The organism is Thalassoroseus sp. (genome assembly GCF_984380535.1).
In genome coordinates, this window is the sequence record NZ_CFHRBF010000002.1 from 521207 (window position 1) to 534823 (window position 13617).

Annotated in this window: 11 protein-coding genes and 1 tRNA gene; 4 read left to right on the forward strand and 8 right to left on the reverse strand. The window is 54.8% G+C overall.

The annotated features are described in order from the left end of the window. The 5 genes from AC5DDB_RS04415 to AC5DDB_RS04435 form a co-directional block, all read right to left on the reverse strand. On the reverse strand, positions 1-750 hold the full coding sequence (locus tag AC5DDB_RS04415) for a DUF4058 family protein (RefSeq protein WP_491738465.1): 750 nt from the start codon (positions 748-750) through the stop codon (positions 1-3). A gap of 69 nt (positions 751-819) precedes the next feature. After that, entirely contained in the window at positions 820-2487 is a 1668-nt protein-coding gene (gene ettA / locus AC5DDB_RS04420) for an energy-dependent translational throttle protein EttA (protein WP_491738466.1), read from the reverse strand. A gap of 133 nt (positions 2488-2620) precedes the next feature. Further along, the gene (gene hemB, locus AC5DDB_RS04425; RefSeq protein ID WP_491738467.1) at positions 2621-3628 is read right to left on the reverse strand and encodes a porphobilinogen synthase; all 1008 of its coding nucleotides are present in this window, start codon (positions 3626-3628) and stop codon (positions 2621-2623) included. Further along, entirely contained in the window at positions 3625-4554 is a 930-nt protein-coding gene (thyX, locus tag AC5DDB_RS04430) for an FAD-dependent thymidylate synthase (protein WP_491738468.1), read from the reverse strand. The genes hemB and thyX overlap by 4 nt, the downstream gene beginning before the upstream one ends. 166 nt (positions 4555-4720) lie before the next feature. Further along, positions 4721-5014: a hypothetical protein gene (locus AC5DDB_RS04435; RefSeq protein WP_491738469.1), complete on the reverse strand. Its 294-nt coding sequence runs from the start codon at positions 5012-5014 to the stop codon at positions 4721-4723. Positions 5015-5235: 221 nt separating this feature from the next. Here AC5DDB_RS04435 and AC5DDB_RS04440 point away from each other — a divergent pair. Together AC5DDB_RS04440 and AC5DDB_RS04445 are read left to right on the forward strand one after the other, a co-directional pair. Beyond that, positions 5236-5306, forward strand: a tRNA-Gln gene (locus tag AC5DDB_RS04440). Between the two features lie 202 nt (positions 5307-5508). Further along, positions 5509-6081: a hypothetical protein gene (locus AC5DDB_RS04445; RefSeq protein ID WP_491738470.1), complete on the forward strand. Its 573-nt coding sequence runs from the start codon at positions 5509-5511 to the stop codon at positions 6079-6081. 91 nt (positions 6082-6172) lie between these two features. Here the strand turns inward: AC5DDB_RS04445 and AC5DDB_RS04450 are convergent, their stop codons facing one another. Next, positions 6173-6742, reverse strand: a complete 570-nt coding sequence (locus tag AC5DDB_RS04450; RefSeq protein ID WP_491738471.1) for a YqgE/AlgH family protein — start codon at positions 6740-6742, stop codon at positions 6173-6175. Between the two features lie 414 nt (positions 6743-7156). On the opposite strand from AC5DDB_RS04450, the gene rpsD reads away from it, so the two are divergent. Further along, positions 7157-7765, forward strand: a complete 609-nt coding sequence (gene rpsD / locus AC5DDB_RS04455) for a 30S ribosomal protein S4 (RefSeq protein ID WP_491738472.1) — start codon at positions 7157-7159, stop codon at positions 7763-7765. Positions 7766-7995: 230 nt separating this feature from the next. Here the strand turns inward: rpsD and AC5DDB_RS04460 are convergent, their stop codons facing one another. After that, positions 7996-8751: a Bax inhibitor-1/YccA family protein gene (locus tag AC5DDB_RS04460; RefSeq protein ID WP_491738473.1), complete on the reverse strand. Its 756-nt coding sequence runs from the start codon at positions 8749-8751 to the stop codon at positions 7996-7998. 435 nt (positions 8752-9186) lie between these two features. On the opposite strand from AC5DDB_RS04460, the gene AC5DDB_RS04465 reads away from it, so the two are divergent. Then, positions 9187-11640, forward strand: coding sequence for a hypothetical protein (locus AC5DDB_RS04465; protein WP_491738474.1), 2454 nt, complete (start codon positions 9187-9189; stop codon positions 11638-11640). Positions 11641-11717: 77 nt separating this feature from the next. On the opposite strand, the gene AC5DDB_RS04470 is transcribed toward AC5DDB_RS04465, so the two are convergent. Then, a complete protein-coding gene (locus tag AC5DDB_RS04470; RefSeq protein ID WP_491738475.1) occupies positions 11718-13463 on the reverse strand; it encodes a di-heme oxidoredictase family protein in 1746 nt (581 codons plus the stop codon). Between the last annotated feature and the right edge of the window lie 154 nt (positions 13464-13617).

Genomic DNA, 13617 nt, shown 5'->3' on the forward strand with positions numbered 1-13617 from the left:
TCACTCCGCTTCCAATACGGACCGCCAACGATTTGGCATGCTGGCATAGGCGGAAATGTAGGTGTCTTCCATTGGCACGTTGACGTAGCGTTCGCGAGTCAGAAACAACGGCATTTCCGGCAGCATGTCACCGACCTCAATCGAATTGACATAGGCGATGGGCGGATCCCCCGATCGATACGCCGCCAAAATCAGCGGGCGATCTGGAATGACGTTGTTCTCAGCAGCGGTCAAATCGTCCCACACCAAGCCGTGAACACCACCGGGACTCCATCGTCCGGCTGGGAACACATCCACAATCAACAAGTGAATGCCCTGCTGCAACGCTCCCACGAGCTTATGCAGAAAGGCCTCCGTTGTTCGCTGATTATGCTTGTTCCCTGGCGATACGATTTCCAAAATCGCTACGACTCTGTCATCGCTGACATGCCGAATCACGAGGGAACGTTGGCGGTTCAAATAGAACGCAGTTTCGGTGTCGGCTTCGACAACAATCTCGGTCTGCGGAGGCGCTTCGGCCACTGCAACTGTGCCTTCCAGTGATTCATCGGAAACTCGTGACTCCTCCGGTTCGCCGGTTTGCAGCGTCAACACATCCGGCCCAATCACGCCGGCTTTTTGCTCTCCCACTGCGTAAAAGTTGGGAGGCAACACACCGCCGTTAAGCACTTGCTGAAGCTGAGCAATCCACGCCAAATGAAATGCGTGGAACGTACCGTCGTGAACTCGGGTCCAATCGTGAATTGGCATGGCATCCTCAAAGTAGAACGACTCCGCTCTTTAGTTTACCCGAGAATGCCCCCCATCGTCTGCCCCGATTCATGCGGTAGCCGGTCGGTAGCGGAATCGTTTTGGGGCGCCGTCTTCGCCTTCGCGTTTTTTCTTGGCGGCTTCGTAGCTTTCGAAGTTGCCTTCGTGGAAGACGACTTTGCTATCACCTTCGAAAGCGAGAATGTGCGTCGCCAAGCGGTCGAGGAACCAGCGGTCGTGACTGGAGACCATCGCACAGCCGCCGAAACTTTCGAGTCCTTCTTCGAGTGCTCGCAGGGTATCGACGTCCAAGTCGTTTGACGGTTCGTCGAGCAACAACAGATTCCCGCCGGATCGCAGTAGCTTTGCCAAGTGGACGCGGTTACGTTCCCCGCCGGAGAGTTTGCCGACTTTCTTCTGTTGGTCGGTGCCTTTGAAATTGAAACGTCCGCAGTACGCCCGGGCGTGAATCCGCGTTCCGCCGACTTCGAGTTGATCGACGCCACCTGAGATTTCCTCGTACACGGTTTTGTCGGCGGCAAGTGCGTCGCGAGTTTGATCGACGTAGGAAATGTCGACACTGTCCCCAATCCGCAGCGTACCGCCATCGGGTTCTTCTTGGCCAACGATCAGCTTGAACAGCGTCGTTTTCCCCGCTCCGTTGGGGCCGATCACGCCGACAATCCCCCCGCGTGGGAGATCGAAGTTCAAGTCATCAAATAGCAATTTCTCGCCGAACGCTTTTCGAACATTCTCGGCTCGCACGACCAAATCGGACAACGGCCGGGCAACGGGGATTTGAATGTCCGGTGCATCGTCACGCGCATCGTATTGTTGGGCGGCAAGTTGTTCATAGCGATCGAGCCGCGACTTGCTTTTCGTCTGCCGAGCTTTCGGCGACATCCGCACCCATTCGAGTTCGCGGGCCAATTCTTTTTGCCGTTTCGATTCGCGTTTTTGCTCGACGGCAATCCGGGCGGCCTTCTTTTCCAGGTATGTGGAGTAATTTCCTTCATACGGATAACCGCGTCCACGGTCGAGTTCCAAAATCCAACCGGCAACGTTGTCGAGGAAATACCGATCGTGTGTTACCGCAACGACCGTGCCCGGGAACTTATGGAGATACTGCTCTAACCATGCGACCGATTCCGCATCGAGGTGGTTCGTCGGTTCGTCGAGCAATAACATATCCGGGGCTTGCAATACCAGTCGGCACAACGCGACACGGCGTTTTTCACCCCCGGAAAGTTTCGCGATCTCGGCCTCCGCCGGTGGAACGTTGATGGCGTCCATCGCGATCTCGACTTGGCGATCGAGTTCCCAGAGATTATTGAGATCGATCTGATCCTGAAGTTTCGCTTGTTCGGCGATGAGGTCGTCCATTTCATCAGGATCAACCTCGGCGAACTTCATGTTCACTTCGTTATACCGATCAAGAATCGCCTGCGATTCCTTGACCGCATCCTGAATACATTCGCCGACGGTTTTCCATTCGTCTAGACGGGGTTCCTGTGGGAAGTACCCGATGCGAATGCCCTTCATCGGCCGCGCGGTGCCCATGAAGTCGGTGTCTTCACCGGCCATAATTTTGAGTAGCGTACTCTTCCCGGAACCGTTGTTCCCCAGCACACCAATCTTCGCGCCAGGATAAAACGCCAGCCAAATGTTGCTGAGAACTTCCTTATCGCCAAACTGTTTGGTCAGACTTTCGATCGAGAAAATGTATTGCTGTGACATGGAACGACTTTTCGGAGGTCAGGTTTCAGGGCAGGAACGCGAGTATTCTACGGAGTCTGATCGCGATGTGTAGAGGGTAGAGGGTCGTAGATTAAGAGTCGATAGTTTTCTGAGATTGACGTCTATTCGCAACTCATGACTCTCTACCCTGTAACAGACGGGCTGCTTCGACAGCGAAGTACGTCAGCACGCCGTCGGCACCGGCGCGTTTGAAGGCCAGCAGGCTTTCGAGGACGACTTTTTCACGGTCGAGCCAACCTTGCTCCGCTGCACCGGCGAGCATCGCGTATTCGCCGCTGACTTGATACGCATAGGTCGGCAATCGAAATTCTTCTTTCACACGGTACACAATGTCAAGGTACGGCATTCCGGGTTTGACCATCACCATGTCGGCTCCTTCGGCGATGTCGAGTGCAACTTCCCGGAGGGCTTCGTCGCCATTGGCAGGGTTCATTTGATACGTGCGTTTGTCGCCGCTGCCCAAATTTCCCGACGATCCCACCGCGTCACGGAACGGACCATAAAACGCCGACGCATATTTTGCCGCATACGCCAGGATTTGCACGTCAGCGAAACCGGCTTCGTCCAAAGCGGATCGAATGGCATCGATGCGGCCGTCCATCATGTCGGACGGCGCAATCACATGACACCCCGCTTCCGCTTGCACAACAGATTGCTTGCAAAGCATTTCGACCGTTTCGTCGTTGACGACATATCCGTCCTTGACCAAACCGTCTTGGCCATGACTGGAATACGGATCAAGTGCGACGTCACAAATGATGCCGATGTCTGGAACAGCTTCGCGAACGGCTCGCACGGTGCGACAGACGAGATTCTCCGAATTAATGGCTTCGCGAGCATCATCGGTTTTGAGGGAGGGATCGGTCGCGGGAAAAATGGCAACCGCCGGAATGCCCAGTTCCGCCGCTTCACCGACCGCATCGACAAGACGATCGATCGACAACCGCTCGACACCCGGCATTGACGGAATTGCTTCGCGTTCGCCCTGCCCCTCTTTCACGAAGACCGGCCAGATCAAATCGTTTACGGTCAATGTGTGTTCTTGCACGAGCCGACGAGACCAGTCGTGACGGCGATTACGACGCATCCGTGTGCCGGGGAACTGTCCGAAAGTACTCATGATGCAGCCGCCTCGTCCGACTTCAAGATTCCCATCCGTTGCAATTTGGCCCGGCACTCGTCGCGTTCACGACATCGGGTCAGGTCTTTCCAAGTGTCATCCTGGCACTGCAGAAATAGCTCGTCCGTGAACGGCGGAGACAATTTTTCTTGCCCGCCGGTTGCCATCAGCTTGGCGATCACTTCTTGATCGAGCCGCGTGAGAAACTGCCCGCCGAGTCGGTAATCTTCGAAGGCTTCCCAGACCACAGGAAACAGCGGCCGAACAATTTTCTCGCCGATGGTCGTGGCATATTCGCGTATCTCGAGCTGCGCGTGGGAATCCATCCGTAAGCTCAAGAAATGCAGTAAGTTGTGGAGATCAATCTTCCAATAGGCTTCTGTATACGTCGAAAGCGGCAAATCCTTGCGGGCTTGTTCGCGGGCAACACCGGCTTCGATCCGGCTCTGATACAACGTGCGAGAACGGTCTTGGAAATCTTTCTCGCTGGCTGTCAGTTCTTCACCAAGCTCGGACGCCAGAAAGTCACCGCTCCCTTGCCGGTTGGACGCAGCCTGACTTCGCCACTCGTCCGGTGAGGTCGTCTGAGCGGCGTCAATTGCGAGGGAATATCGCGTGCTATATTCGTTCACGTTCGCCGTCCGGTGACGAATCCACTGTCGCCAGCAATCCATCGGAACTCGAACCAGCAACTTAATTTCCGCCATTTCGAACGGCGTGCTGTGCCGATGCCGCATGAGATAGCGGATCAATGTGCGATCGTCGGACACCTTCTTCGTGCCTTCGCCATAGCTGACACGAGCGGCCTGAACCACGGAGGAATCGTTGCCCATCACATCGACAAGACACACGAAACCATCATCGAGAACGGGGAATTTCTGCCAGCGGAGTTCTTCCGCCGACGCTGCATGTGACGGTGCAGTCATTTGCGACCATCCTGACCAAACTAAGAAATGAGTACTGTCGAGACAGCATAGAAAAAGACGCCGCAGCAACATAGGGCCACGGCGTCTTGAGTTCATTTCGTGTCGACGGGGAAGGTCAAAACAAGCAGTGAGTTAAACCTCCAGACCGCAGACGACGGCAAGAAACTTATTCCGGCAGTTTCTCGTCGTCTTTCTTTTCGGCCGAACCACTTTCAGGTTCCACGTCTGGAACTTCTTCCACAACGGGTTCTTCGGTTTCGGTCGTAGGTTCAGCTTCCGCTTCGGTTTCTGCTTCGGCAGGTGCTTCGGTTTCGCCATCGCCAGGTTCGGCGGGAGCTTCGGTTTCGCCATCGCCGGATGCTGGTGGAGCTTCCTTCGGGCCGCAACCCACGAAGCCGACGGTCAAACCGGCCATGAACAGAACTGCCAAGCCATGCGTGAACAAATTACGCAGATTCATGAAAGTGTCCTTTCGCAATCGTCTCAAAAAAGCGCGAATACTAATCCCGGACGGGATTGTGCCATCATTTGGAGCGGTTTCAAGCGAGTTTATTCCGTCCGAATTGGCGTTTTTCGCGAAATCTTTGGCAAATTTTGCTGGAAGTGGCAAACCAATTGGGGAGAAGGATTGTCAGGTTTGCGATGAGTGTCTAGAATCCGCCAGACAATTGAGTTTTGTCTTACCCGGTAGTGTAACGGTAGCACCACGGATTTTGGTTCCGTTAGTCCAGGTTCAAATCCTGGCCGGGTAATTTTCTCTTTTTGGCTATTCTCAGCCTTCCCCAATGGTTGCTTTTCCATTGGTTTGAACACCCCAACGACACGAATCAACTTTCGTTGATTTCTTAGGAAAATTGGGGTTGTCGCATTTTGGCACTTTTGCCAAACTCCCGCCCTTCTCTCTACGGAACTCTCAACTCTTTCTTACTCCCTAGCTCGAATGATGCGGGTCTTATGCCTCATTCTTGTGTACAAATTTGGCTTTATGCGTTGGCTGTGTTGGCGAGTGGTTGCCAATTACTGCAGACCACGTCATTGCCACCGAACAACGCGCCCCTGTATGTCGCCACGACCAATCAGGACTACCTCTGGGAACGCACGGTCGACGTCCTCCACGAATACCCGTTCGAAATCGAGCGTGAAAGTCGGTTGGACGGCATCATCGAAACGCGTTACAAGGTCGGTTCGGGGATCCAGGAACCGTGGCATAGTGAATCGATCGGTCTCGAAAACCGGCTCGAAAGCACGTTCCAATCGGTTCGCCGCAAAGTCGTGGTTCACATAACCCCGGTCGATGGTGGCTATACAATTTCCGTCGAAGCGTATAAGGAACTGGAAGATGTCGTCGGACTGGCTGCCAACTCGGCCGGCGGGGCTACCTTCCAAGACCACACGCCACTCCAACGGGACCTGAACTTGGTCGTCGGACAGACCGCACCATCAGGCTGGATCCTCCAGGGACGCGATGTGCTCCTCGAACGCGACATCCAACGCCGACTCCAGCGGATATTCGCTAATCGGGGTTAGGAACCGAGGGTTAGTGCCAAAGAAAGTGCGGCGTCAACGTACTCTGCCCTCTAAATCCTAGTCCCTAAATCCTAACCCCTAAATCCTCGCGTCAGTTCCACTCGGGATCGGACGGTCCAGACGGTAGAATTCGGTTCTTTTGCGTTAGCCGGGACATTTGTTCGTCCCAGATTTCGTACGGATCAGAGTCGTACAGCGAATCAGAATCAGCAGGCAGGATGTACCAGTCCCCGCGACTGAGCTCACTCTCCAATTGTCCGGGCCCCCAACCTGCACACCCGGAGAAAACGCGGATTTCCAGCCCCTCGCGTGTTCCGGCGGCGGCCGCCTGAACGACACGCGAGAACGCTTCCGCACTTCCCCCGACGAACACATCCGGCAGCACGCAGGATTCCTTCTCGTCGAGATCCCCCGCGTTATGCAACACGAACAACGCCGACGGTTCTACCGGGCCGCCGAGGAAGACAACTTCGTCGGTCTCTGGATAGGAAAAATGTTCGGACAATGCATGCGAGACGCGAATTGAAGACGGACGGTTCACGACCAACCCCATCGCCCCGTCATCGCTATGCTCGATGATCAAAACGACCGTTTTATAGAAGTTGGTATCGCGAAGCTGCTTGCCCGCGATGAGATAGTGCCCTCGCAGCGTTTCGGTCATGCGGTCATTGTAATACCGAACTATCTCGGATGCGACTGTAACTAATGTAACAGCGGTATGTTGTCTGCTATCCGCTGAAGAAAACCACCGTTGACCGGTCCCTCTAACTCTTGCAATTCGCTGCCGGAATTATTAGCTTCACGCTTTCCCAGTTCGCGGCTGCCGTACGCGATGATCGCGGTGCGGAGTCTGGGACGTTATCGGGAATGATTGCAAGAGACGAGGTGGAGCCCCAATCGGGCAGCATTCGTATCCTTTCAGAATGCGAATTCAGGATCGGTTTCGTTCACGAAGCTCGATCTTCCCGCGGTCTGGTTCCTTCAGCCGCCAATCATTCCCAACCGTTGTGCTTGAATTGGTCTTGGCGGTCAAGACAACCAACACAACATGTGAACTCACAGGGAGTTTTGGAAAATGGGGCGTTACGCAGGCCCGAAGGGTCGGGTCAACCGTCGGTTGGGATCGCAGGTGTTCGAGAACGCTGGTGCGATCAAAGCGCAAGAGCGACGAGACTTCCCGCCGGGGATGGCTCAACGACGGCGAAAAATGTCGACCTACGGTTTGGCTCTTCGCGAAAAGCAAAAGATTAAGTTCTATTATGGTCTTCGCGACAAGCAACTGCTGAAATACTTCAACAAAGCCCGCGCGATGAAGGGGAACACCGGCGAACAGTTGCTGGTCCTCTGCGAACGACGATTCGACAATGTTGTGCGACGCGCCGGTTTCACGAAAACTCGTCCGCAAGCCCGTCAGGGAATCGTCCACGGCCACTTCATGATCAACGGACGCAAGTCCGACAAACCATCGATCATGATGCGACCCGGCGACGTCATCACTCTGCGGAACCGACCGAACCTGAAAGGCGTGTACTCCAGCATCATCGAAGAAGGTTCACCAGAACGGTGCAGCTGGATCGATTTCGATGCCAACAGCCTTACCGCAACGGTCTCAACCTTGCCGACGTTCGAAGACGTGAGTCTTCCAGTCGATGTCGGTCAGGTCGTGGCGTTCCTCTCGCGTTAATTCGTCACTACCTGGCGGATCTCAACGAGATACAAACACAAGAAAGCCCCGGAGAAACTTCTCCGGGGCTTTCTTATTGTCATTGGATTCGCGTCGGGAGACCAGCAACGGAAACGAAGCCGGTGCAGCCGACATTGTTGCTGCCTAGGGTTTACCGTTCCCGTGGATTCAGGGCAGACAGGAATATCTGCCCCATGATCCAAAGGTCAAACCATCGCCATCGGTTGGAATTAGTCGTCGCCGGCGAACATCATCACAAGGCGAATCATGTACCAGAACAGGGTCGCGATGGAGGCGAACAGTTCTAGCGAAGCCGCAACGTACATGTGAGTCGGGAAGTGATGGAGAATGTTCGAAGTGTCGTACAGAATCCAACCGCTGAACAGCACGACCATCGCGACGATGAACCACAGCCCGAGCGAGATTGGCGTGAAGAAGCTCGCCACGATCAAGCCGAGAGCGGCCATCGTAATGACGCTGAGAATTCCCCGCATGAAGGAGAAATCGGTTTTCGTCAACAAGACGAAAGCGGTCAATCCGCCGAAGATGAGCAGCGTCAAGAACGCCGCGGTCGGAATAACATGTGGGCTACCGCCTAAAGCAGCAAACCGTGGATCGGTTCCCGAGGCAATGTGGAGTAGTGGGGCAAAGAAAATCGCTTCCGCCACCACGTAGACCGCCAAGCCAACATACTGTGTTTGTTGGGAGACCTCGCTGTAGGCCCATTTGTGACAAATCCAGCTAACGGCGATGAAGCCCAGCAAGATGAGTCCGTTGGTGGCGATGAACATGCCAAACAGAGCGTCACGAATGGCGGGCACGCTCAAGATCACTGCTTCCAACGCGATAAACGCGACGATCGCCCCGAAAACGTGCGTGTACACTTTCCGCAAGAATGATAAGCGGTGTTCCAGTGACAAATCCGCAGCGAAGGCATTCTGGCCGTCGAATCGATCTGATTCGGCGTACTCTTGTGCGTAACCCATCTGGACGGTCCCTATCTAAGTGATGTTGAGAGAAACTCTGTGAGCCAGTGACCACAACTCGGCACGAGGTGTTGGAGACGTACATCATCACCTGCGTCGCGGTGCAACCTCATCGCATTCTCGCAAGTTCACGGATGAATATCCACAGTGTTTTTTAGTTTTTTCGGCGGCCGTCACCGCCCCGTCGAAGTGGCTTGAAACTATTCTTCGCGGAATTTCATGATTGGGCAATCAGATTCGCGATTTTTCGGTTCGCATGCAGCATAGCGATCGCACCACGATCACCGTCGGCCAGACAAACGCTACAACCGTTCGTGGAAGACATTGGATGAAGACCGACTAAAGCCGTGTCCGATCTGCCGAAAACCGACGTTGCATTCGATCGGATGCCGATGGACGTACGGCGAAAAAATTTCAACGGTTGAAAGGGATTCCATGACCGGCGCTCCTTGGCTTTGTACCCTTCGCGGTCAATTCTGGTGGACATTTTGCCTGGGAGTCGTTTGGATCGGTTTCGGCGTTGAAGCGAGAGCGGTCGCGCAGGATCCGTTCGGTTTTCCGTTTGGCAATAACAATCAACAGACGGGAACCAGTGGGCTTCAAGGGCTGCTCCCTGTCGGACCGCCATCCGGGTTGCAAAAAGCAGACTACCAAGACGAAAACTTGGGCGATCGCTGGAAATCGCTAGCGGAGATGATCGCGACGGATATCTCGGCGTTCTACGAAAAACAACCGGAGAGCGTTTCCGCTCAACGCGAATTACTCCAGACATGGAAACGACACGCCGCCCAACTTCTGGAAGCCGCTCGGACTGAGACTGATCCCCGGCAAAGCACCCTGCTCCGATTCTTGTCGGCTCAATTGAAAATCAAGGCCGAACTCTACGAAGAAGTTCTGAAAATGCTGGAAAGGGTCGCCAGCCAAAGTCCCGTACTGGCGGCCCGGATGCAACTGGATAATCTCCAGTCCCACTTATCGGACCAGACAAACTCGGAACGGAACACAGGTGACGGCTGGACGAAATACCTTCTGCTCGACGAGCTGGATCAATCGCTCAACCCGAAACCCGCCGACGATGCCAAGAAAGGTTCGATCAGTGCGGCGGTGAGTTCTCGCGCTGCGGTCGAGGCAACCCGCGAACGGTTACGGCTCTCGCCGTCACACTCCGAAGCAGTTCGTAAAACGCTTTCTTCCGAACCCTTTGTCGCTCTTGCCAATTCCTTAGAGAACTTGCTCGTTGAATGGGACACAGCCACCGCGACGCAGAACGACGCCATCACTCGCTATGAAAAACTCCGCGACGTTTTGTCTCGACCGAACCCGGATGTCGAGTTCGACTTGATCGGATTCATCCCGACGGTTTCCAATTATGAGAAGCGACGAATCGAGCGGGATGTCACCGGGCAATTGGCGACGGATATCCTGAACGAGTTCCAAGTAGTCGCGAAGATTGCCGGGGATGCGGCTGACTCGTTGGGACGTTGGTTGCGAAGAACGTACTTCAACTACGACACGCACGCTTCCGTGTTCGAAGGCGACCTGCAATCGCTCGCAGACCGACGCGATCGCCAAATTGAACCGGTGCAGGAAGTCGTCCAAGGCGCCAAGGTCAGCGGACATAGCGATACCACGACGATGACCACCGTCGACGTGGTTCGGAACGATTCGGTTGCCGAAATTCACTTGCTCGTCGATGGCATCACGAACAGTCAAACGATCGGCGAGCGGTGTCAGATTCGCGTGCGGAATGCCGGCCGAGCCGACTTTGAAGCCATGAAGCCGATTTATATCACCCCCGATGGTTTTCGCACGGCCCCATCCGTCGCGGGAGCCCGTGCGGGAAATATGCCGTACGACCCGCAAACACCCATCAGCTGTTTGCCAGTCTTCGGAACAGCCCTCGAAAACTTTGCCCTGAAATCCGCGCAAAAACAAATCCCGAACGCCAATGCGATGACGCGACAACGAGTCGTCTCGCGACTGCAAGAGCGGTTGGACGAGGAAGTTGGAAACGGCCTCGCAGAAGGTGAAAGAACACTCCGCGAAGGACAACTCGCAAGGCTGGAGAAGTACGACCTGCACCCGAAAGCTGCCGAGTACCGGTCCACCGACACGCTCGTCTTCCTCACGAACCGAATCACGCGGGCGGATGAGTTCGGCGGCAGCGAATTGCCCGTGGAGTTCATCGAACCGACAGGGATCACCATCCATGCTCATGAAAGTGCACTGACTGCGTTTCTCGACCGAGCCTCCTTGGAAAACCGCATCCTCGACGAAAAAGGATTGCGGGCGGAATTCGAACGGTACTTGAGCGACCTGTTCGGACAGGACCTGAACTTCGCCGCCCCACAAACAACCGGCCCCAAACGCGAAGGCCGATTCAAGTTTTTCGACCGAGATAACATGCGGATCATCGTCGAAAACGGTTTGGTGAATTTCACCGTCCAGACCAAGTTCGTCGAGACGCAGTACTACATTCCGCCGCAACTGATCGCGATCCCATTCGGGGTTGAACTAGAAGGTGAGAAGACCTTACTGCGACGCGGAACGGCCCAAGAAATGATCGCCAAAGATTTGCCAAAACTCGAAGGCGAACTTACCGAAGAAGAGAAAGCCAAAGATGCTCCGCCCGCTGCCTCGGGGGGTATTCGATTAGAGTTCGAACGCATGATCGACGAACGCATCGAGATGCCACGCTATATCGAACTCAAAATGCAGGAGAAACCAGTTCGCTACTTTGTGCGCCGAATCATCGCGGTCAACGGCTGGGTTTCGATCTGGTTAGTTCCCGAAGACGAAGCAGCGGCGATTATCGCGAGTGAGGCGAACCAAGAGATCCCACTCCCGGAAGCTCCAAAAGTGGAAGTGGCCCCGTTGCCGGTTCCTTAATGAACTCAACGAAAAACGCCCGCCGGAATTCACCGGCAGGCGTTCGAGTTGATCATCCGAGAACGTGACTGATTTCCTTAACGAGCAGCTAGTTCTCCCGTAGGTGCGGAAAGTGATTTCAGGAACGAGATCAGTTGAAGTCGTTGTGCGGGTTTGAGACTGAAGAACAACTGAGCCGAGCGGCTGCCTTCTCCGCCATGCAATGCGATGGCCTGTTCCAGAGTGTCGGCTCGACCATCGTGCATATACGGTGCGGAATCGCGAACGCCCCATAGTGGCGGTGTTCGCCATTCTTGTTGCAATGCCCCGATGATTTTCGCTTCTTGCGTCTGCTCACCTTGTGCGCCGAAAGATACGGCCGGCTGTTGCACCGGTTGCATCATTCGCTTGAGTTCCGTCAGTTGCGGAACGGGGCTGGCATCTTCACTGCCAGGAGAGTTCGGCACGAAGACGCCGTAACTTCCGGTATCACCAAGTTCGGCCCCCATGTCGTGCAACAGCAGATCGCTGTAGATATCTTTCGCATCGCCGAGTTCCGGCGTATGACAGGTTGCACAGCCAACTTGCTCGAAGAGATGTTCGCCGGTGGAAAGGTATTCCATCAACGGTTTTTCCGCCGGTTGGTTTTTCGTCGGTGTCGGCAAATTGTGCAAGTAATTGACGAGTGAATCACACTCCGCTTTTGTCAGGTCGTAACCTTCGGTGGTGTATTCGGGATCGAGCGGATTGCCGGACTGAGCATGTCCCGGGACGTTCAAACCGAGTTCCACCGCACAGGCGGTAAGTGTGAAGTCTTCGAGCGTCGCCTTCTGCGCTTTCCACCCGAACCGTCCGATCCGTCCGTCCGCCAGACGGGCCACGCGACCGCTCACCTCGGGAAACTTCTCGTGCTTACGTTTCGCGGCGGCTTCGATGGCTTCATCCGAAACCTGATCCATCGCCCCGACGCCAAACAACGCAGTGGGGTTGCGTTGCGTGACGGTCACAGTGAAGTGGCCGTGTTGCATCACCTGATTGCCAACATGACGAGCCTGCATTTTCGCACTGTTCAATGCTTGCCAATCGACGCTATGTTGCATAGGTTGGGCGACTTGCGTTTGCGGAAGTGCTTCTTCAAAAACCGCCTCTTCCTCAGCGAACACTGCTTCTTCGGCAAACACTACGACGTCCCCAGCAACCCCGCCCCCCGCAAATGGCTCATTCATCATGCCCATCGGATTCGCTGCAGGAAAGGCCTGCATCGATTGAAACTGGTTGAAACTATTTGTGAGGAATTTCGATCGCCAAACGGGGTAACCATCGGCCGTCGAACCATGATGTACCACAACACTTCCCGCAGTGCGGAAACCGGGATGAATCGCGGCGACCTCCTCGATCAATTGCTTGCGACGCTTGGCGACAGCTTCATCGCTGATTTTGACCATTTGAGGTTGGACAGCGTTGTCGTCCAAACCGATGAGGGAACGGAAAAGTTGTTCGGGAACCGAACGTTGGGGCCGGAACCTCACGACTGGCGTGACGCTGTGATTCATGACGGCAGAGATAATGTTCACATTCTTGCCAAGCGGACCACCGCCCCCGACTCCACCTTGGTTATGGCAAGCAACACAGGAGGAGTCATTGAAGACCGGACCCAAACCGTCTCCGCCATGACTGCGGGTATCGCCGGGCAACCATTCCCGCTGAAACAGTTCCGCCCCCGTAACTTTGGCAACCGCGGTTTTCTCCGGTGATTCCGTTTCCTTCGCGGTACTCCACAACGGTCCGCAGATCAACCCGAGGACCAACAGTCCACCGGCGATCAGGTATCGGCTACGCTTCATGACCAACTCCTTCGAGGACGAAATCAGTTAACCTCTTTTCAGGTATAACGTATTCAATCCAGAAATCACGCAAAAAATAATCGGTTGTTACAATCGCGTGACGAAGGGGGGACATCGAATGTTGCATTCAATTGTCGGACATGCCTTGCCTGAC